This is a genomic window from Nostoc sp., assembly GCF_036919895.1.
In the GTDB taxonomy this organism is placed as follows: Bacteria; Cyanobacteriota; Cyanobacteriia; order Cyanobacteriales; family Nostocaceae; genus Nostoc.
In genome coordinates this window covers 20,381-41,201 of the sequence record NZ_JBALBW010000020.1, presented here as the reverse complement: position 1 = coordinate 41,201, position 20,821 = coordinate 20,381, and the positions used below count along the sequence as shown (strand labels likewise).

Here is a 20,821-nt window from a genome sequence, read left to right as displayed (position 1 = left end):
ATTAGGCAGAAGAGGCAGAGGGGCAGAGGGGCAGGGGGGCAAGGGGGAAAATTACCTCTTTCCCCTCCGCTCCCTGCTCCCCTGCTTCTTATTGGCAATGATAAAGTTTATATTCGTAGCCGTTTATGCTTGGTAAAGATTGAGTATCAGATATCACGCATGTTTTAACGGCTTCTGCTACAGGGGCGTGAAAGTTTACCAGCCACAAGTCAAAAGGTCGTGGTAACTTCTTTAAAGTATTTTCTAGCGCAATGGTGGAAGTATTAGGATCTCGATCTTGATGGGCAAGGAGAAACAGAGGTTGTTGAGGTGAATTGGCAAGTTTAAACTCCCTAGCTACCCCCATCATTTCTCCAGTGTGTACATAAGTTCTATGAGTGGTGGCAATCAGTACGGGTACTGGGGATGTTTGTTGAATTAGCTGCACAAACAGATCGGGGCGATAATATTTTTGATAGCCGAGATTGCAGATTACTGTAACTGCACTGAAAAATCCCATTAGCCAGATTAACATCACGGCTTTTTTACCGTTGATTCCCCATTTACCTATGCTTTTAGTCCCATTTTTCTCCATCAATTCCTTGGGAGGATGCCAGCAAACTGCAAGACTTGCACCTAGTAAAATAACGATCGCGGGAAAGTAAACAAAGTTATATCTAGCACCTCTAGTTAGGTCAATCCCGAAAAAGTAGGCCAAGATAAAGAATAAAGCGATCGCACTGATAACGATTCCAGCAAACACCTGAATCATTATCCGGTTTTCTGGGTGCTGTAGTTGAATCTTGATGCCACGCAGCAAAATTGGTACTGCCCAAATAAAGAAAGTCAGCATCACCACTCCAGAAGGAATCACAACTAATAGTTGTGAAGATTCCACTGGTAACAGCGAAATCATGGCAATCAATGTTCCTAAAGCTTGAAAAATGGGGTTCAACCAATCTAGCCCGACGCGCGAACCTCGAATCCACTCGGTTAAAGCACCACGATTTTCATTCTCTAACAAGGTTGGTATCCAAATTAAACCCGCCACACAAGTACCTATAGCAACCGCATAGATGCGCCGCCAGGCAGAAGAGAAGAGCAGAGAAAATTTGCTGCTAGTTTGCAATTGAAGCCAAGCCAGAAAAATCAAAACTACGGCTTCTGTGCAGAGGGTGAGGGTGAAGAAATAATGAGTAGCAATACCTAAAGCATTAATTCCTATCCAGAAAAGTGCTACCCATATAGGTAAAGGTGTGCGGTTTTGAATATGACGTGTGGCAATTACTAAGCAGGTGAGGGAACCAATTACCCATAAGATTGCCAAAGTGTAATGACGTGCTTCTTGTGCTAAAAATACGCCATAAGGTGATACTGCCATCATGGCAGCAGTTAAATGTCCCACTAATGACGAACGAAACGCTACTCTGCCTAATACGTAAACACACGGAATTGAGGCAGCGCCAATTATCGCTGGTAGCGATCGCGCCCCAAACAGCGATATTAATCCGCCATCGCTGGGAAATAATTTCATCCACAGATGAGCCAGCACAAAATACAGTGGTGGATGACTATCTTGTGTGGCTAAGTTATGAATAACATCACCAATACTAGCTGCTGGGTTTAGTTGCAGTGGTTGTAATAGGATGTCAGGTGCGATCGCTCGATCTAGGGGTACTGGTGAAAAAGTATTCCCTAAGCTGAACACTAAGGTGGCAAACTCATCAGTCCAAGGAGGCTTTGCAGTCAAGTTAGCTAGGCGCAAGCTGATGCCGATGATTAACCACATCAAGTTCAGAAAAGGGTGAAGCCAGGAAGGTGGGAGATGAGCCTGCCAATTATGCCAATGCTTGTGTTCTAAGGCAGAGCTTAAATCTACCATCTGTACGAAATGAGTCGTATAGGCAATAATTTTTCTGTAAAAATAAAATGCACCTTGAAAAAGAACTCTCATTACCTGGCCTCACACGGATGAATTTGTAGATTTGACGTTTTAGATTTAAGTTCGTTCTAAAACAAAAATCAAAATCTCAAATCCCTCATTGTGATTATTTCACGTCGGTAACGCGCCAGCTAAGTTTCAAGTTAATCCAGAAATTCCAGATTGTTGCAACTGCGATCGCTACCAACTTAGCTAAATACTGATTTATTCCTAAGACATTATAGAGAAAGTTAATTATTAGAGCTTGTAATACAACACCTGCTAAACAGATGGCACTAAACTTCAAGAATCGCTTGAAACGTTGATGCGGATCGCGTTGTCTCTGAGAAATATCACTAAAAGTCCATAAATCATTCCATAGGAAATTATTTATGATTGCCACTGCGGCTGAAAGAATCGTACTGCGAGTTAAACCTAACTGAATCACAGTCCGCAGCAAGTAAAACACCGTTAAATCTACAAACACACCACTAAAGCCAACCAACCCAAAGCGGAGGAATCGACCAATGGGGAAATTGACTTTTCTACTAAATCTTCCCACCCGCCCTGTAGAAAGCCGCAACCGCACTAGGTGATGGATGTAATCTATATATTGCTTCCATGTAACCTTACTCTCACCCTCTTTGCGTTCGCAGAATACATACCCAACTTCGGCTACTTGGTCTACTTTTCCCCGCCCGATTACTTCTAAGAGAATTTTGTATCCGACTGGATTGAGTTTTGCATTGGCGATCGCACTCCGGCGCACCATAAAATAACCGCTCATCGGGTCAGAAACTCTGCCCAGTACTCCCGGTAATATCACCAAGCCTAACAACTGAGCGCCACGAGACAAGAAACGCCTAACAACACTCCAGCTACTAACACCGCCTCCTTCAACGTGACGGCTGGCTACTGCTAAATCTGCACCCTGCTCAACACTACGCAACAGTTGCATCAGCACCTCTGGGGGATGCTGCAAATCTCCATCAATCACCCCCAACACATTGCCGGTAGCTGCTTGCCATCCCCGAATCACTGCTGAAGAAAGCCCCCGTTCCTGCTGTCGTCGCATTACTCGCAACTGAGGGTATTCTTGCGTCAAGGATTGTGCTATTTCCCAAGTTCGGTCTGGGCTATCATCGTCTACCACAATTAGTTCATAGTTTCCTGGAATAGATTCATCCAGTAACTGACTCAATATGCTGACCACATTCTTAATGTTGTCACGCTCTTTATAAGTAGGAATTACTAGAGAAAGATAAATAGATTCACTACTCGTACCCAGATGGTTAGGGGGCAACTCTGAAATCTTTAATGGCCCAGTTGGTACTGTTAACAGCGAGTTGGATGAGTTAATTTTCATGATTTAACATTACAGAACGAGGATGTGTAAAGACCCAGGCAAATAAAGCCAGCAGATGTTTGGCTTTATTGATTGAACTTGGTTAGTCAAAATTAGATGAATAGTTTTGTTACAGTTAGTTGTTCTGAAAAGTTTAGTAATTCTCGCACCTCAATTCAAAATATTTTCCTAAAATTCATCTAAACTTTACATTTAACCAGTAGTTCTTATGGTACTGCTTGTTCGCTTACATAATTTTTTATACAGACAATAAATACTGTACCATTAACTCCCCTAAGTCAGCAAATATACAGTTTATTAAGACTATATGAAAACTTTTTAGTATTAGTATAGCTAATGTATCGATCAAAAATAATTACTGATAAATAAGTATTTATTACAACTAAGTGCAAGATGTCGTAATAGTGAATCCATCGCGAAAAGAGTCTATCAAAAAATAGCAAAGATAAGAGTGAAATTAATTGAGCCAGAAAGCTAAAGGCTAGCGCAGTCAAGATATTACTTCGGGCTTTCTGCTCTATATAGTTGTCAAAAGATAGATGAATCCAGTTCAAAAAGTCCTTGACGAGGATCAAAGGTGGATGAACGCAGTTCAAAGATTAGTTAACGGAGTTGCAAGGTGTATGAAGCGAGTTTTCTCACTCCTGTCTAATCTCCACTACCTTAATTACCTTGTTTACTCGTAATATTGGATACTATAGTCTGGATTTTATTGCTGTTGGGGTGTTCATGTCTGTTTTACATAAATATACTGTTATTCTTCCTGTTAGTCTGAGCATTGCTTTGTTCGTTAGCAGTTGCACCGAGAACAAAGTCTCCCAATGCCAGCGATTGATTAAAGTTGTGAATGCTGGAACTTCTTTGATTGATAAAAATAAAGGAACGCAAGTGATCACCAGCATCCAACTGTCTAAAGATTTAGAATTTGTAACTAAATCGATTAAGGAACTGAATTTAACAGATCCCAAGCTGAAAGAATTTCAAAGCAGTTTTGTCAACATTTTTCAGAATCTCAGTCAAGCGATCGCTAAAGCCAGTAAGGCGCTTGGTGCAACCAAGACAGCAGAAGCCTCCGCAGCTGGTAGAGAAAAAATCCAAAAGGCAAGAACTGAGATTGACTCAGCACTAACAACGGCTACAACGCTTGGCCAACAGTCAGATACATTAGTCAATCAGACGAATAAATACTGTAGCCAGCCAGAATAATCTTAATTTGGGGTATATAGGACTCCTATTTGATTTTTGAACAAAATTAGGTATGTAGGGTGTGTTAGCGACAGCGTAACGCACCATTATCAAGGATTTGGTGCGTTACTACGTATCTTTTCAGAAATCAAACCGGATTCCTATAGGTTATTCCCTTCATTTTATACCCCTCGCCGCAGTAACTTTTATCACTCTTTTTTCATAAATCTTCCTGATATACACCAACTTTATCTGTCAAAAGAAATATTGGTGCAAGTCAAATGAAATACCATGAGTGATATTAGTCTACTGATGGCGAGTGTGCTAGCAACAGCGCCAATCTCCGCGCTCAATTTACCAGAACAGCCTGTAATTCCTACAGATAATCTGGTGCAGCAGTCAATGCCAGAAAATTTATCTGAAGTTGTCTCACCTGCTGAGATTACACCGCCTGAATTTGTGCAGCCAGATATAACTACCTCACCAGCAATCAAGCATAAGTACGAAAATATACTTAAAAAGAGTAGAGAGAAAATTCAATTCATAAGTTCCCCTAACTTACCTGAATTAAAAAATATTCAGCCTGTAACAGAAGTTGCACAGAACCAAGAAAACACAGAAGAATTCTCTCTATCTCCTCAGTCTCCAGATTCAGACAACCCAATGTCTCAAGTCACTTCGGTGTCGCAACTTAAGGACGTGCAACCTTCCGACTGGGCTTTTGCTGCTTTGCAATCTCTAGCAGAACGCTATGGCTGCATTGCAGGATACCATGATGGGACTTATCTCGGAAACCGCAATATCAGCCGTTATGAGTTTGCGGTTGGTTTAAATGCTTGCTTAGAGAAGATTAACGAAGCGATGCCTGCGGCGGGCTACGCCTACGCAAATAATAAAATTAATCCTGTTAAGAATGAAGATTTAGTCCTGCTGCAAAGGTTACAGGGCGAATTCAAAGCAGAGTTGCTGCAATTACAGCAGCGGGTTGAGGCTGTAGAAGAACGAACTACTGAATTACAAGCCAGTCGCTTTTCCACAACTACCAGATTATTTGGTCAAGCCATTTTTAGCGTCCAGGGAACCAATAGCCCCGATGTCGATTTGTTTCCTAGAGATGGAGTCCCTGAACGTCAAGGAAAAACCAATCTGACTTTCACAAGTAGCGCCCAACTAACCTTAGCAACTTCATTTACTGGGCGAGATTTACTGTTAACAGGGCTGTCTGCTGGTAATTTAGGTTCTAATGCCTCGTTGCTATCTACTAATATGGGGCGGTTGGGTTTCGAGTCAAATACAGACAACAATCTAGTTGTTAGTGAACTATCTTATCGATTTCTCGTCTCGGAACGCTTGGGAATTGTCGTAGGTACGGCGGGAGTCAACCCCATCAACACCTTTCGCGGTATTAGCCCTTTAGAAGGTTCTAGCGACGGCGCAATCTCTCTATTTGGTCAGCGTAACCCGATTTTAAGTATTGGCAATGGCACTAGTGGTATAGGCTTTGATTGGCAGATTAGCGATCGCATCAGTTTACAAGGCGTTTATAGTGCAGAAATAGCCAATTATTCTGGCAACATCAACCAGGGTGGATTATTTGGCGGTAGATTTACTACTGGCGCTCAGTTAAGTTTAGCACCCACCAACAACGTCGATATCGGCGTACATTATCTTTATTCTCACTCCCCAGATGGCTTACTGGGAAGTGGTATTGGCGATTCTCAATTGATTTCGCCTTTTGCAGATGCTACAGCTTTCAATACTCAAGCCATTGGTGCTACCCTTGCTTGGCGAATTAATCCTAACTTGCAGTTAGGCGGTTGGGGTGGCTTTACTTCTTCCAAACCATTAAACCTTCCTGGAAGTGTAGAAACTACAAACTGGATGGTGTTTGCAGCCTTTCCCAACTTGCTGCGTCCTGGAAATTTAGGAGGCGTTCTCGTCGGACAACCGCCCAAAATTACTTCGAGTACTTTACCCGATGGCTTTAATTTTCCCAACTTTTCTGATGGCGGAACCGCAGGCGGACGTAGTGACACATCAATTCACGTAGAACTTTTTTACCGCGCCCAATTAAGCGACAATATCGCCTTGACTCCAGGCTTATTCGTTATTTTCAATCCCGATCACAATGCGGCTAACGATGCTTTAGTTGTTGGAGCATTAAGAGCAACCTTCCGGTTTTAATTTTGTACTGATGTAGATGTAATCAAATACGCTATTTTCATACTGGCTTGTTCAGTACGAAATGCTTTATTGCCCAATGAGAGCAAGAAAAACCCGTGCGTATTTTTTTTGATATGTGATTAAAGGAGGAAATTTTTCATGAAATTACATTCATCAACTAAATTAGGTTGTGTTGTTCTTAGCAGCAGCAGTTTAGCCGCAGTCATCATTGCTTCATCTGGAACAAGTGCTTTTGCTCAAATCACCATTCAAAGCACTGGTACATTATCAGGGACTATCCAACTTCCTAGTATTAATCCTAATTTCAATGGCAGCACGACTCGCGTTGATACAGACGACACAGGCGCTTACTCGCGGAACTTAGGAACTAAAAACAATCCTAATTATGTTCCTGTATACAAGTCAGGCTATGTGAAGGTACAAACACGCTCTGATGGTAGTCTGCATTATTTTGTTGACTTTAAAGGCATTCCGATTGTCTCCTTTAATGGTGTTCTGAATTCGCCGATTCTCTCTGGCGGTGAGTTGACACCCTATAAATACCAGGGAAGATTAGCAGGAACCACATTTCAAGGAGTGGTTCAGGATGAATTTAATCTCACAAAAGCCTTATACACTGGTATTGTCACCGATCCAAACACTGGAAATCAGTATCAGGGTACTTTTGAAGTGAGTGGATATGGAGTCAGATATAGCGATCGCAATGGTGGTGCAACTCCCACAGTCTTTGATTTCAAATCGGATATCCCAGGTTCGCCAAAGGTGACATCATTGGAAATGACTAACTCCCCTCTAGCGAGAATAACAATTAAAGTACCTGCAACTGCAACCCTTATAACTCCCACGCCAGTTGGTGGTGGTAGTACGCCTACTCCTACACCCGTAGTTACTGGTGGTAGTACGCCCACTCCCGCACCTGTAGTTACTGGCGGTAGTATGCCCATGCCCACTCCCGCACCTGTAGTTACTGGCGGTAGTATGCCTACTCCCGCACCTTTAGTTACTGGTGGTAGTACGCCCACTCCTGCACCTGTAGTTACTGGTGGTAGTACGCCCACTCCTGCACCTGTAGTTAGTGATGGTAGTGCGATCGCTCCTGCACCTGTAGTTAGTGGTGGTAGTGCGATCGCTTCCCCGACACCTACAACCTACACATCTGGCTCTAATCCTTCTAATTCTCCATCACTTTCCAGTACATCTAATATGGAATTCAGTAACGGTAATTCCCTAGAGGTTAACCCTGCAACCCTTGTTCAAACTGCTTGTTCGCCGGATTCTACCAATAGCTGTACAATACCCGTTTCACCCAAACAAGCGATCGGCCCCCGTAGTCGAGTGCTACTGCATTAGTGATTTGAGAACTTCTTTTGCCCTCCTTAAAAAAGGGGGCAAAATGAAATCAATATAATAGCCAAGACAGGGATAGCATAGTTATTCCTGGCGTTTTTGTTGTTCAGGCTTCGTTTCGTTTGGAGATTTTACCCTGGTGATTTTCTGGCTATACTAGGGATTTAAGCTGATTGATTGATAAATTTCATCCCCTAGCCTGAAAGATACAAAAACTTTAAATTTCAGACAGCTATCAGTGTGCATTTCCTTTTAAGTGCCACAAAAGCCTTGTCTGCTCTTAGAGTAAATAAATTTCTTTGGGGGTAAAGTTTTTTATCAGTCAATTACTAATGTTAACACTATAGAGTGAATCTAAAACAATTAAACGTCTTCTGAGATAGCACCTATGAAAGAAGAATTGATAGCCAGAGTTCTACAGGTTTTGCGAATTAATATGAGTTGGATGACTTGGAATTTATTTCTGGCTTTTATACCTTTGGCTTTGAGTGTGTGGTTATTTCGCATGAGGCGCGGTGGCACTTGGCTTTGGTGGCTAGGATTTTTAGTTTTCTATGCTTTCTTACCGAATGCACCTTATTTGTTGACTGATGTAATTCACTTGATAGATGATATCCGCACGATTCAATCGGTATGGATGATTACTTTGGTACTAATTCCTGTGTATTTGGTAGTAATTCTAGGTGGATTTGAAGCTTATGTAATATCGTTAATTAATTGGGGTTACTACTTACATCGGATCGGTAAGAGCCAATGGATTTGGCGCGTTGAGTTGATTACACATTTTCTCTGCGCTGTTGGTGTTTATTGGGGACGATTTTTGCGTTTCAACAGTTGGGATTTTATTACTCAACCCGATGCTGTAATAACCAAAGGAGTAGAAGAAATTCTCGGTAAACAGCCCCTAGTAATTATTGCTATCAGCTTTGTGGTGCTTGCCGGTTTGTACTGGATTATGAAACGAGTAACTTTAGGTTTTGTTAGGCAACCCAAAAATGTATATCCTATCGAGTCACAATCAACTGATACTAACACTTCCAACACTGGATGATTGAAGGTTTTTTATCAAAATTACCACTCATATTTTTGATAAAAGCCAATGTGAATAACTACGCGCCTGATGGGCGCAGCTTAATGATTTAAAACTTAATGTTCTTGAAGCAAGCAAACTGTGTGTTAAACAAAAGCTTTATTGTTCCTGTAGGGCCGTTACGATGTTTAGCTAGAATGACTTCTGCAATACCTCGATCGGGAGTATCAGCAGAGTAATATTCGTCGCGGTAAAGCATGATTACTAAATCAGCATCTTCCTCAATAGAACCTGACTCTTTTAAATCTGATAGCATTGGTCTTTTATTAGTTCGAGATTCAACACTTCGGTTAAGTTGAGATAATACAATTACAGGAACATTGAGTTCTTTGGCTAGTGCTTTTAGAGAACGTGTAATCTTTGCTAACTCCCGCGCACGATTTTCATCATTGTCTCCTGTCAATAACTGTATATAATCAATCACAATTAACCCTAAACAACTCTCGTGTTCGAGCATAACTTGGCGGGCTTTAGACTGAATTTTAGCAACACTAAGATTTGGACGGTCATCAATATAAATTGGAAGTTCAGCCAAGTTTGATATTGCACGTGATAGGGGTTCCCATTGACTTTTAGTAATGCGACCTGTCCGCAAGTAACTACTTTCAATTTGTGCTTCTGCTGACAATAAGCGTGAGACAACTTGTTCTTTTGACATCTCTAAACTAAAGATGCAAACTGGTAGTTTATAGTTAGCGACATTGGAAGCAATATCTAAGCAGAAGGCAGACTTGCCCATTGACGTGCGTCCAGCCACAATAATTAAATCAGAGCGCTGAAATCCGCTTGTCATTGCATCCAAGTCATAAAATCCACAAGGAATGCCAGGTAATATTATACCTCGATTTCTTTCTACTATATTTTCAAAGGTTTCGATTAAAGTATCTGATATATGAATTAGTTGATTTGTGTCACTTTTGTTAGCGATTACCTGAATAGATGCCTGTATAGTATCGATTAATTCGATAATAGGTCGCTGGTAGTTTCGATTAAGCCGTGTTATTTTAGCAGGTAACTGTTGAATTTGTCGGCGTAGATATAAGTTATATAGTTCTTTTGCATAAATTTCTGCATTCTGTAAGTTAGGTGAAGAACTAACCCAATTATTTAGCAATTTTTCAGCTTCTTCTGCTTCCAAAACTTTACATTGGGCTAAATAGCCAGCTATGATTACTGAATCAATCGCTTTTTCCTCATTAGCCCCATAACATAAGTAATTAAAAACTTCTCTTCTCAAACTAGATGTAAAAATATCAGCAGGAAAATCAGATAAGCTTTTAATGAAAGCAGGATTTTGCTGGAGTAAAGCTCCAAGTAGTCTTTCTTCCAATCTTTGGTCTGCAAGCCTCTCAACCTCAGCTAATGAATCATGATAGAGTTGATGATGCTCAGAACACAGCACTACTAAATCTTCTAAATGCTCCCGTTCATTACCGAGATTATCGTAGGAATTATGATGAACATCCAAATCATTTACTGCTCCACAAATTTGACATTTACGCCCAGATCGTTGTAACGCAAGTTTTCGGACTTCCTGCCAATCCAGAGAATCTATATATTCGTAGTAGTTTAGCGACATAAAATATCTATTTATCAAGTGGTTGCGTAGTTAAGTACTCGTTCCCATTCCCAACGCCATGCAGTCTCTACCAGCAATTCTTTACTGTTAGTGAATACAATGTACTCTTTTCCTCGATCATAAGCAATATTTGCAACAGTTTGATTACGCAGATCATAACCCCAAATCTTGGCAGCACTCTCATACCATCTTTGCCCTTGAGATTGCAGTTGGGGTAAACTAAGCCATTCATCACGCCAATTTATTGGTTTCCACTGTTCGTTAAGTGCGCGGATTAATACAGCACTAGGATATTCCATTGGTTTTTCTTGCTGCTGTAACCAAATCCAATAAGCAATGACGGCTTTTAAAGCATCTTCAAGTCCAAAACAACATACTTTTAAGATATCTTGCACGTCTTACCTGCCAAAATCCACACCAATTGCAGATAATGCATATTCGTATTGCTTGAATATGTCGTACTCTATTGAGTCTTCCTCCCAAAACCCCATAAACCAACCTCCCAACAATTGACCTCATAATTCTTCTGGAGCCACCAATTTCTGCATCTAAAAAATAGTCTATACAATGGGTAATTTAGCAGTGATAAATTAATATTATAACTCCTAACTTTTCACCCCAAGCGGAGCCTGAGACGCTCCGCTTCTAACTCCTAACTAATTAAGTTTTCGTCGGGCTGCTGCTAAAATTAGGCGTTGTTCAGCACGAGCGATCGCCTGATATGTTCGCTCAACTGCTTCCGGTTCAACGGAAATGGAAGTTATCCCCCATTCCACTAATTTATCGATAATTTCTGGATAGAGGGCTGGTGCTTGACCGCAGATTGAACAAGGTATACCGGCACTTTTAGCCATTTGGATCAGTTGAGCGATCGCACTCATAACTGCCGGATGACGTTCATTAAATACTTTTGCTAGCTCTCCTTGTTCTCGATCCACTCCCAGCAATAATTGGGTTAAGTCGTTTGTACCAATAGAAATTCCGGCTGCACCTGCTTTGACATATTCCGGTAGTAAGAACAGTACGCTTGGCACTTCTGCCATCATCCACAATTGAAATTGTGACACCTCAGTTAAAAGAGCTTGCTTAACTTTGCGACGGCAAAAGATAAATTCTTCCACAGTCCGCACAAAAGGCAACAGGAGATTCACATTACTGTAACCAGCTTGCTGTACATTTGCTAAAGCTTGTAGTTCTAACTCAAATACTGCGGGATTTCGTAAATAGCTGAAAGTGCCGCGTTCGCCCAACATCGACTGGGGCGAAGATTCTAAACTATCACTCAATGATGGCAAATCTTGCGATCGCCAATCCAAAGAACGATAAAAAACTGGTCTTGGTGCAAAAGCATGAGCAAACTGCATAATCTGCTCAGACCAACGCTCTAATAATTCTGCTTTCCGACCGCCTAAAATCCAACTATTGGGATGTTGTCCGTCTAATATATTTAGTACCATCAATTCTGAGCGCAACAATCCCACCCCATCCACAGGGAAGCTTTGTACTTGTTCTATTAAACTGGACTGGCTCAAGTTAACCAGTAGTTGGGTAGCAATCATGGGAAGATGAGAAGTAACAGGAAGATGATGCGCTTTGGGGTTGGGATAATTTGGAAAAAGAATATTGTCTCCTCCCAGTCTCCCACTTTCCTGCTCTCTACCTCTTTCCATCTCCTCCTTTGAGTTTCCTTTGATTCGATAAACTTCTCCTCTGTCACCATCAAGCAATAGTCGTTCGCCAGTTTGGATTAAGGTTGTGGCAGATTTTGCGTTTACGACTGCTGCGATCCTTAATTCTCTGGCAAGAATAGCAGCATGGCTGGTTAATCCGCCTTGTTCTGTGATAATACCAGCAACTTGGTGTAGTAATGGTAGCCAATCAGGAGCGATCGCTGGTACTACTAAAATCACTCCCTTGGGTAGTTGCTCGGGTTTCTGTTGTGAATTAGTAATAACTAGGGCAGTGGCCACAACACGTCCTCCTGCTGCTCCTAGTCCCCTAATGAATTGTCCGTGGGGAATTATAGATTGAGGAGAACTAACTTGTGTGATGTAGAGCTTGCTAGATGTGGCTTGTTGAGCAAGAGTCCATTTAATGATAAAGGTTTTACCTAGTTCACTTACCAGTTGAGTTCCCAGAGCAATTATTTCTTGTAAGTATTCTTCTTGTAAGGCGTACTGTTTTTGCTGGGCTTCCGGAAGTACGTAGGTATTCAGACAAGTGCTATCTGGTGTTAGCACTGAGTTAGACGTGGGTTGCGAAAAAGCTCCAAGTACAGAATTATCCACACCATAAGCCAGCATTTTATTGCCCAACTGTTGCTCAAGCACAACCCCAGTTGCCTGTTGAATGTAGTACACATCTGGCTGAACTTCGCCTTGAGCGATCGCAATTCCTAATCCCCAAGTGGCTTCAATTTCCCATCCAGAGGAATTGGCTTTTAGCAAACCACTAGCGATCGCATTTTCAACAGGTTGCACCAAAACTGCTAGATTTATTTGTTGCAGGTTAATTCCTGCTCGTTGCCAATATAGTAGGCTCCTAGCACGAAACATCTGGCTCCAGGTACATTTTAATGCCCAAGCGATCGCTTCCGGTTCGCGCTGACAAAATACCGACTCTAGTAAACCAGATACATTCTTTATGGCTGGGGTAGCAGTTGATACTGCCAAAGTCGGTCGAAGAATTAAACAGCTAGTTTGCCATTCCCTAGCTGCTTGGAAAATTGTACTCACCCACTGCTGCGGTACGGTTGCAGTGAGAATTTCTTGGCGTAAGCGACCAGCTACCTGCTGAAGTTGCCGCCAATTAGCGACATCTAGGTGTAACGAAGAATGAGGTAAGTCAGCCACTAGTGACTCTGAACTATTAAGATTTTCGAGAAATTGCCGCAAATTTTCTGCCGAAACAACAAAACCAGGCACCACCGGATAGCCACGCTGCATGATTCTGCTCAAGTAAAATGCTTTGTCGCCTACTTTAGTGCGGTCTTGTAGTTTTATTTGGTCTAGCCAGTAGAGTTTATCCACTCAATTTGTTAGTTGTCTATTTGTAGCCACAGGCATTTCCTTCTGGTATTTTATCAGCCATAAATCCACTGACTCTCTACTAGCTAGAGTTTCCAGCATTTAGATTTAGGTTGAATTTGCTGACCTTATTTAGTGGTTAATTGTTAATTACACGAAGTCTTGCTGTAATTCAACTCCTTTGGAAATCAAATATTTTCCTTCATTTCACCTCCATTCCCTGAAACAGGGGTTTAGTTGTTTGATTGAGTTGTAGATGGCGCTATTATGTTTAATTATTGAGTGTATGGGTTAAATCTAGCAATTTAAGGTAAAATTTCATAGTTTATTGATTTTAAATAGTTGAGAAACTATTTAATCCAGTTAGAATTCACGTCATTTATACAGATTGCAATCGTTGTCATAATTTGATTGCGAAATCTTTATTTAGTTTTGATAGCAAAATATCTTATTGAAAGATAATCTCAACAATAGATAGGAATCATATTTGATTTCTGAACAAAATTAGATATTGTAGGGTGTGTTAGAACGCAGTTTGTAACGCACCATCATCAAGGGTTTCGTGCGTTAGACTGTGCGGAAATTTACTTACCTTTAACACAATACGGTTCAGTTAATTTTTTTACGCGTTGGGCAGGTTCCCTGACTTGTAGCAACTGGCGCGACACAGAGAGAAGAAAAAACGCTTAACTGAACTGTATTGAGCTTTAACAAGGTTATTTTGTGCCAAGTTTTGTTAATTGCCAGGATAACTAGATTTACACCGTGCTGTAGTATGTATGTAAAGTGATCTACTTCTCTACACCAGACTAAACATTGCCAAATACTTACTATCTAGAAAACAATGATTGGCTAAATATCAGCTTCAGACTATGCCTTGCATTGGTTATCGGGGCAATTATTGGCTTAGAACGCCAAATTAGTCACAAACCGGCAGGTTTAAGAACTCATACGCTGGTGAGTTTGGGTTCTGCTGTGTTTACCTTAATAATTATGCAAACAGGAGGACTGCAAACTAGTCCTGATGCACTTAGCCGCGTCATTCAGGGGATTGCAGCCGGTGTAGGATTTCTCGGTGCTGGAGAAATTGTGCGCCAATCTTCTCAAGAATCACAGCGACTTGAAATTCATGGACTCACCTCAGCAGCAGCTATTTGGGTTTCGGCTGGATTAGGAATTGCTGCCGGCTGTGGTTTATGGCAGTTAGGATTGATTGCTGCTCTGCTGACTTTTTTGATTCTCAAGGTCTTTAAAAAGTTAGAAAAACATCAATAATCAATAGGAAAAATTTTTTATATATAGGACTTGTTATGCCCGTGAGAACTTTTTGCGTAGCCGTCCCAATGGCAACTCTATAAACTGGTAAATCATATATGCCAATCCAACAGAAATTAATAGAGAAATTCCGGCTTGCATAAATTTATGCAATTGGGGTAAGTACATTTTTACTGTGAAAATCACAGTATAATGCACAAGGTACAAAGAGTAAGATAATGCACCCAAAAAACGCATCCAGTTTAAATTTAGCAAGGGGAATAATCCCCAACTGGGAAAGCGAATAGCGGTAATAAATATTGGATATAAAGCAATTCCCTGGATAGTATAACGAAAGGTTTGTTGAAATTCAGGTGAGCGATATAAAAATGAAAAGATAATCAAGATTACTCCCATCGGCAGCAGTAAATAGTTCCATGTTTTTTTAGAATAATACTGTTTATCCAGCATGGGGTTATTATTAACTGCCAATGCACAACCGAATAGAATACTATCTAACCGAGTATCTGTTGCATAGAATATACGTTCTGAAGATGCTCCAAAACTATAAACCTGAATACACCGCCAGAGTAAGGTCGCTAAACATAATCCCCAAAGCACTAGCATTTGTCTGTGTGGAGTTACACGCAGTTTGCGTAGAGCTAGATAAATCAGGGGGAAAAGTAAGTAAAAGTGTTCTTCGACAGCGAGAGACCAATATACCCCACTACCGGGAGTAGTTCCATTAGGAGAAAAAATTGTATAGTAATTGTTATAGTGTAAACACTGAGACAAAAAGGCTGGTAGACGAATTTCTCCCTGAATAAATCCTAAGAGAGTTAAGGCAGCCCCTAAAAATAACACTAGGTAAAATGAGGGCCAAATACGTAGTATTCGTCTTGTATAAAAAAGCTTAAAATCAATAGTTTGATAGCGATCGTATTCTCGCCTAAGAATAGTTGTTATTAAATAGCCACTGAGAAAGAAAAATATTGTTACGCCGAAGCCTCCAGGAAAAAGCTCGGCAACTTTTGCATGGGATAAAAAGACAATTAAGAAAGCAACAGTTCTTAGCCCATCCAGAGATGGTATGTAGAATTTTGAGTGTGCATTTGCACCAGCCGAGGTATCTGGATTACTTTCAGGGGAAGATGTTAACGGTTTTTCCAAGAATCTTTACTCCTTGATGGTGCAACTAAATAAGTTGAATAATTTGTGAGATAAATAATCCAGTAAATTATCTGATATACCGCACTTATACAGACATAATTCTATTTTTTACAATTCTTATTATACAATATTCAAGACAAAATTGTGATATCTAGAGACTAAAATTGAATATATAAATCATTATAGATTTGGGATTATTTCTCCTGCTTTGACAAAAATAATTTGGGAGGACTTCAACCACTGGGAATCAAAAGAACCCAAGTGAGTGGTAGTAATCAGAGTTTGAAATCGATCTTGAATGGCATCAAGCAATTGATTTTGGCGGGATAAATCTAATTCAGCCAGAACATCATCCAGTAATAGCAGGGGTGGTTCTTGGACGACTTCTTCAATTAATTGTAATTCTGCTAATTTTAAGGCTAGAACCAGCGTTCGTTGTTGACCTTGGGAACCGTATTGACGAGCAGGTGTCTGGTTAATGGTTAATTCTATTTCGTCTCGATGGGGGCCGACCAGAGTAGTGCCTTGGTGCATTTCAGCGATCGCTCGTTGCTGAATTTTTGCTAAAAAAGCTTGCTGCACTTCTTCTGGATGGTTATTTTCTAAAGGAATATTAGGCATGTACTTAATTTGTAGAACTTCTGTACTGCCACTAATACTGGCGTGCCAAGCGCTAGCAATGGGAGCTAATCTTTGAATGGCGCGATCGCGTCGTCTAATTACTCTGGTTCCTGTGGTAGCTAACTGTGCATCCCATACCGCTAATTCTGACTGTAAAGACGTTGCATTTAACGTCTCTACATGGCGTTTTAAAAAGGCATTGCGCTGACGTAGTACATGGCTATACTGATGCAAAATGTGAGCATAAACTGGTTCCAGTTGAATTAAGAGTGTATCTAACCAATTGCGGCGACCTTCCGGGCCACCGCGTACTAAGTCTAAATCCAAGCTGGAAAACTGCACTGCATTGAGAACGCCGAGAAAATCCATTTGACGGCGAATAGATTCACCATTGATAGCAACGCTACGGCGACCATTGCGGCGCAGGGTTAAGGTCAGGTCGCTAACACCTGTTTGTCGTTCAAGAGTGGCATTAATTTGAGCTATGGTTTCCCCTTCTTGAACTAAATCGCGATCGCGGGTCATTCGGTGCGATCGCAATGTCGCCAGCAACTCCACCGCCTCCAACAAATTCGACTTTCCCTGAGCGTTATTACCTACCAAAATTGTTTTGGCAGCATTAAACTCAACCTTTTGGTCTTGATAATTGCGAAATTGTCGGAGGTTTAGAGTTTTCAGGTACATGGTGGGGAATCGGGACTGGGGAATGGGGAATGGGGAATGGGTACTGGGGGGACAAGGAGAATAAGCAATACCCAATTCTCAATCGCCGATCCCCAATGCCCAATTTACACAGCCTTCTTCCCCATAATCCGCAAAAATATTTTCTCTGCTTCAATCCAGACAAACATTAAGGCACTGAAACCAATACAAACTCCCAATTCTTGCATATTCAAGTAGTGAGTACCAAAGAAATCTCGCAGGGGTGGAACGTAAACCAGCATCAACTGCAAAATCGTGGTGACGACCACAGCCGCTAATACAAAAATATTGGAGAAGGGATTCATCTCAATGGTCAGTCGGTTATTGGAGCGAATGGCGATCGCATGACCCATTTGGGCAATACACAAGGTAGTAAAAACCATCGTCTTCCAAGCTTCGGGATTTCCTTGATACCCGACAGCATGGGTATGTTGATAAGCCCACCACATCAAGGCAATGGTGATAATGGCAAATATTATCCCAATGCGAATTATATAAGAACCCAATCCCCTAGCGAAAATACTTTCGCGGGGACTAAAAGGCGCACGTTGCATGACATCCGGTTCAGGAGGTTCTACAGCTAATGCCAAGGCTGGTAAACCGTCTGTCACCAAGTTCATCCAGAGAATTTGTAAGGGAGTCAGGGGAACGCCTCCCAAACCGATTAGAGGTGCGGCGGCAATTGTGAGAACTTCACCAATGTTACTGCCCAAGATGTATTTAATAAAGCGGCGGATGTTGGTATAAACAACCCTACCTTCCTTGGTGGCGCTGACAATAGTGGCGAAGTTATCATCAAGTAACACCATGTCACTGGCTTCTTTACTGACATCAGTGCCAGTAATACCCATTGCAATCCCGATATTGGCTTGTTTGAGGGCTGGGGCATCGTTAACACCATCGCCTGTCATCGCCACAAATCTACCCCGGCGTTGCAGTGCTTGGACAATTCGCAGTTTGTGTTCTGGGGAAACCCTAGCATAGATGCTCACCAGGTCAACGTTTTGCTCTAATTCCTGGTCAGTCATCCGTTGCAATTCTTGACCGGTGAGAACGCGTACACCGGAGGGGTTGCCGGAGGCATCGCCTTCTTGAGCAATTCCCAAATCGGTAGCGATCGCTCGTGCTGTCAATTGGTGGTCGCCAGTAATCATCACTGGGCGAATTCCGGCTTCTCGGCACTGTTGCACTGCTGCCCTTACCTCTGGGCGTGGTGCATCTAGCATTCCCACTAATCCCAGCCAGACCAAATCTTTCTCAGATGCTTCATCGGAACCTTCTGGCGGGATTTCTGTGAGGGGTTTGTAGGCAAAACCTAGCACCCGTAGACCTTTACTCGCCATTTGGTCATTTTCTGCCAAAATTTTCTGGCGTTGTGATTCGGTTAAAGTAGCCGTGTCATTACCCAAATGAATCTGAGTGCAACGTGCCAGGGTTAACTCTGGAGAACCTTTGGTAAACATTAAATAAGGTTCCGATTGGAGAAAACCAGAAATTGCCGGGTCAATACCTCTCGAAGATGCGTCACCTGTGGCGATTCCCTCTACCTGAGAAATCACGCTCATCCGCTTCCGTTCTGAGGAAAATGGGAATTCTGCAACGCGAGGTAACTTACTGTTCCACTGGTCTTTTTCGATTCCCGCTTTTCCCGCTAAGGTGACTAATGCTCCCTCTGTCGGATCTCCCAAAATCGCCCATTCACCTTGTTCTTTTTGCAACACCGAATCATTACAAACGGCACAGGCAACTGATAACGCGGAGATTTCTGGAGACTCCTCTAGGGAAGTTTTTTGGCCGTTTAACTGAAAGTCTCCTGTGGGAGCATAACCTTCGCCGGTGACGCGAAAAGTTTTATTATTAGTGAAAACCGATTGCACCACCATTTTATTTTGAGTCAGCGTGCCAGTTTTATCAGAACAGATGGTAGTTACAGAACCTAACGTTTCCACTGCTGGCAATTTGCGAATTAAGGCATTTTGGCGCACCATTCGCTGGGTTCCCAGTGCCAAGGTAACGGTAATTACGGCTGGTAAACCTTCTGGAACCACAGCAACAGCCATACTCAAGGAAACCTCCAAGAGTTCTTGGATGTTTTTAAAACCTCCATCTTTGATGACACCACCAGCAACAACGATCGCAACGAGAATCAAAGAACCTGTAACTAAGACGTTACCTAGTTGAGTCATTCGTTGCTGTAACGGCGTAGGTTCATTTTCTACCGCTTGCAACATGGCAGCAATTTTGCCTAATTCTGTTGTCATGCCGGTGTTAGTCACCAGAACCTTCGCCCGTCCTTGGAGTACTTCGGTTCCTTGAAAGACTAAATTGATGCGATCGCCTAAATCTGTTTCTTCAGGCAATTTTAATGTTGCCTGTTTGCTAGCAGCGTGGGCTTCACCCGTTAATGCCGACTCCCGCACTTGTAAATTCGACTGTTCGATCAACCGTCCATCTGCGGCGATCTGCATTCCAGCTTCCAGCAGCATTACATCCCCTGGAACTAGTTCTTTCGCTGCTATCTCCACCAGTCTGGTATCGCGGATGACTCGCACTAAGGGAGAAGTCATTTTTTTCAAAGCTGCCAAGGCTTTTTCGGCGCGGCTTTCTTGGACATAGCCGAGTATGCCATTGAGGATGACAATTGCTAAGATAGCGATCGTATCTTTAAATGGCACTTCACCAGGCTTCAATCCGCCCGACTGCAAACGCATCAGGTCTAAAAACCCAGAAATTAGAGCTACGCCAATCAGCATCAACAACATAATGTTCTTGAACTGATCCAGCAGAATTTCCCAAGCACTACGGCCAGCAACTTCTTCAAGTTCATTGGGGCCGTATTTTTGCAATCTCTGTTGAATTTCTTGGGGTGTTAAGCCACTGTCTGCATTACTATTAAGCAGGTCTAGCGCTTTATCAACTTCTAAACTATGCCAAACGGCGGCACCTTCAGGCAGAGAATTAGCAGACATCGTGTAGGTCACAGCAAATGGTTACAAAATTCGATCATAATTTAGTGATGGCAAGAATTGCATCTTCTAAAGTTACATTAAGGCGATCGCCCAGTTGTATGAGTGTATATGTAATTCTTAACATTTGTAAATTCCTCCTTTTTTGACATAGTATTATTTCTCACGAAAGAGTTTATCGGAACATATTGTACCGATAATTATTAGTACCTCGCTGTAAACGTGGCGATCGAGAACCACTAGATGTACTTGGTAAGAGCAACGCCCATTGTGGGCAGTCTTTTAACTCACCACTCTTCATCTACCCCAATTAGGGGAGCCATTGCTCGACGAGGATTTTCCATATCCAGCAATTGCTGTGACGGCGCTTAAAACCGCTTGAGTCATGTTTCCTCCCTACCGAAAGGTGAGGGTTTTTTATACTTCCCCCA

The 20,821-nt window shown here is 42.0% G+C and carries 13 protein-coding genes; 5 read left to right on the top strand and 8 right to left on the bottom strand.

What is annotated here, in order from left to right; all coding sequences use genetic code 11:
* Positions 1-88: 88 nt before the first annotated feature.
* A complete protein-coding gene (locus tag V7K55_RS02975; protein WP_334828033.1) occupies positions 89-1,933 on the bottom strand; it encodes a glycosyltransferase family 39 protein in 1,845 nt (614 codons plus the stop codon).
* A 94-nt stretch (positions 1,934-2,027) separates the two neighbouring features.
* Positions 2,028-3,266, bottom strand: a complete 1,239-nt coding sequence (locus tag V7K55_RS02970; protein ID WP_334828031.1) for a glycosyltransferase family 2 protein — start codon at positions 3,264-3,266, stop codon at positions 2,028-2,030.
* Between the two features lie 729 nt (positions 3,267-3,995).
* Here V7K55_RS02970 and V7K55_RS02965 point away from each other — a divergent pair.
* The 4 genes from V7K55_RS02965 to V7K55_RS02950 all read left to right on the top strand — a co-directional run bounded on the left by V7K55_RS02965 (position 3,996) and on the right by V7K55_RS02950 (position 9,033).
* Positions 3,996-4,472, top strand: coding sequence for a hypothetical protein (locus V7K55_RS02965; protein WP_334828029.1), 477 nt, complete (start codon positions 3,996-3,998; stop codon positions 4,470-4,472).
* Between the two features lie 270 nt (positions 4,473-4,742).
* On the top strand, positions 4,743-6,635 hold the full coding sequence (locus V7K55_RS02960) for an iron uptake porin (RefSeq protein ID WP_334828027.1): 1,893 nt from the start codon (positions 4,743-4,745) through the stop codon (positions 6,633-6,635).
* A 138-nt stretch (positions 6,636-6,773) separates the two neighbouring features.
* On the top strand, positions 6,774-7,985 hold the full coding sequence (locus V7K55_RS02955; protein ID WP_334828025.1) for a hypothetical protein: 1,212 nt from the start codon (positions 6,774-6,776) through the stop codon (positions 7,983-7,985).
* Between the two features lie 385 nt (positions 7,986-8,370).
* Positions 8,371-9,033: a DUF1361 domain-containing protein gene (locus V7K55_RS02950; protein ID WP_334828022.1), complete on the top strand. Its 663-nt coding sequence runs from the start codon at positions 8,371-8,373 to the stop codon at positions 9,031-9,033.
* A gap of 88 nt (positions 9,034-9,121) precedes the next feature.
* On the opposite strand, the gene dnaB is transcribed toward V7K55_RS02950, so the two are convergent.
* From dnaB to V7K55_RS02935, 3 genes are all read right to left on the bottom strand, one after another.
* On the bottom strand, positions 9,122-10,651 hold the full coding sequence (dnaB, locus tag V7K55_RS02945) for a replicative DNA helicase (RefSeq protein WP_334828020.1): 1,530 nt from the start codon (positions 10,649-10,651) through the stop codon (positions 9,122-9,124).
* A gap of 14 nt (positions 10,652-10,665) precedes the next feature.
* On the bottom strand, positions 10,666-11,046 hold the full coding sequence (locus V7K55_RS02940; RefSeq protein WP_334828018.1) for a hypothetical protein: 381 nt from the start codon (positions 11,044-11,046) through the stop codon (positions 10,666-10,668).
* Between the two features lie 261 nt (positions 11,047-11,307).
* Positions 11,308-13,680, bottom strand: coding sequence for a putative PEP-binding protein (locus V7K55_RS02935; RefSeq protein WP_334828016.1), 2,373 nt, complete (start codon positions 13,678-13,680; stop codon positions 11,308-11,310).
* Between the two features lie 813 nt (positions 13,681-14,493).
* Between V7K55_RS02935 and V7K55_RS02930 the strand changes: the two genes are divergently transcribed.
* Positions 14,494-14,952, top strand: a complete 459-nt coding sequence (locus tag V7K55_RS02930; protein ID WP_334828014.1) for an MgtC/SapB family protein — start codon at positions 14,494-14,496, stop codon at positions 14,950-14,952.
* A gap of 33 nt (positions 14,953-14,985) precedes the next feature.
* Here the strand turns inward: V7K55_RS02930 and V7K55_RS02925 are convergent, their stop codons facing one another.
* The 3 genes from V7K55_RS02925 to V7K55_RS02915 all read right to left on the bottom strand — a co-directional run bounded on the left by V7K55_RS02925 (position 14,986) and on the right by V7K55_RS02915 (position 20,393).
* A complete protein-coding gene (locus tag V7K55_RS02925; protein WP_334828012.1) occupies positions 14,986-16,101 on the bottom strand; it encodes an acyltransferase family protein in 1,116 nt (371 codons plus the stop codon).
* 180 nt (positions 16,102-16,281) lie between these two features.
* Positions 16,282-17,406 (bottom strand): DNA replication/repair protein RecF, encoded by a 1,125-nt coding sequence (gene recF, locus V7K55_RS02920; RefSeq protein WP_334828010.1) that lies wholly within the window; start codon positions 17,404-17,406, stop codon positions 16,282-16,284.
* Positions 17,407-17,510: 104 nt separating this feature from the next.
* Entirely contained in the window at positions 17,511-20,393 is a 2,883-nt protein-coding gene (locus V7K55_RS02915) for a cation-translocating P-type ATPase (RefSeq protein WP_334828035.1), read from the bottom strand.
* Positions 20,394-20,821: the final 428 nt, after the last annotated feature.

Bases quoted from the DNA above. Each gene is read 5' to 3' on its own strand.
- V7K55_RS02965 (WP_334828029.1), top strand. From the start codon at position 3,996: ATGTCTGTTTTACATAAATATACTGTTATTCTTCCTGTTAGTCTGAGC.
- V7K55_RS02975 (WP_334828033.1), bottom strand. From the start codon at position 1,933: ATGAGAGTTCTTTTTCAAGGTGCATTTTATTTTTACAGAAAAATTATT.
- V7K55_RS02915 (WP_334828035.1), bottom strand. From the start codon at position 20,393: ATGTCTGCTAATTCTCTGCCTGAAGGTGCCGCCGTTTGGCATAGTTTA.
- recF (WP_334828010.1), bottom strand. From the start codon at position 17,406: ATGTACCTGAAAACTCTAAACCTCCGACAATTTCGCAATTATCAAGAC.
- V7K55_RS02960 (WP_334828027.1), top strand. From the start codon at position 4,743: ATGAGTGATATTAGTCTACTGATGGCGAGTGTGCTAGCAACAGCGCCA.
- V7K55_RS02950 (WP_334828022.1), top strand. From the start codon at position 8,371: ATGAAAGAAGAATTGATAGCCAGAGTTCTACAGGTTTTGCGAATTAAT.
- V7K55_RS02955 (WP_334828025.1), top strand. From the start codon at position 6,774: ATGAAATTACATTCATCAACTAAATTAGGTTGTGTTGTTCTTAGCAGC.
- dnaB (WP_334828020.1), bottom strand. From the start codon at position 10,651: ATGTCGCTAAACTACTACGAATATATAGATTCTCTGGATTGGCAGGAA.
- V7K55_RS02970 (WP_334828031.1), bottom strand. From the start codon at position 3,266: ATGAAAATTAACTCATCCAACTCGCTGTTAACAGTACCAACTGGGCCA.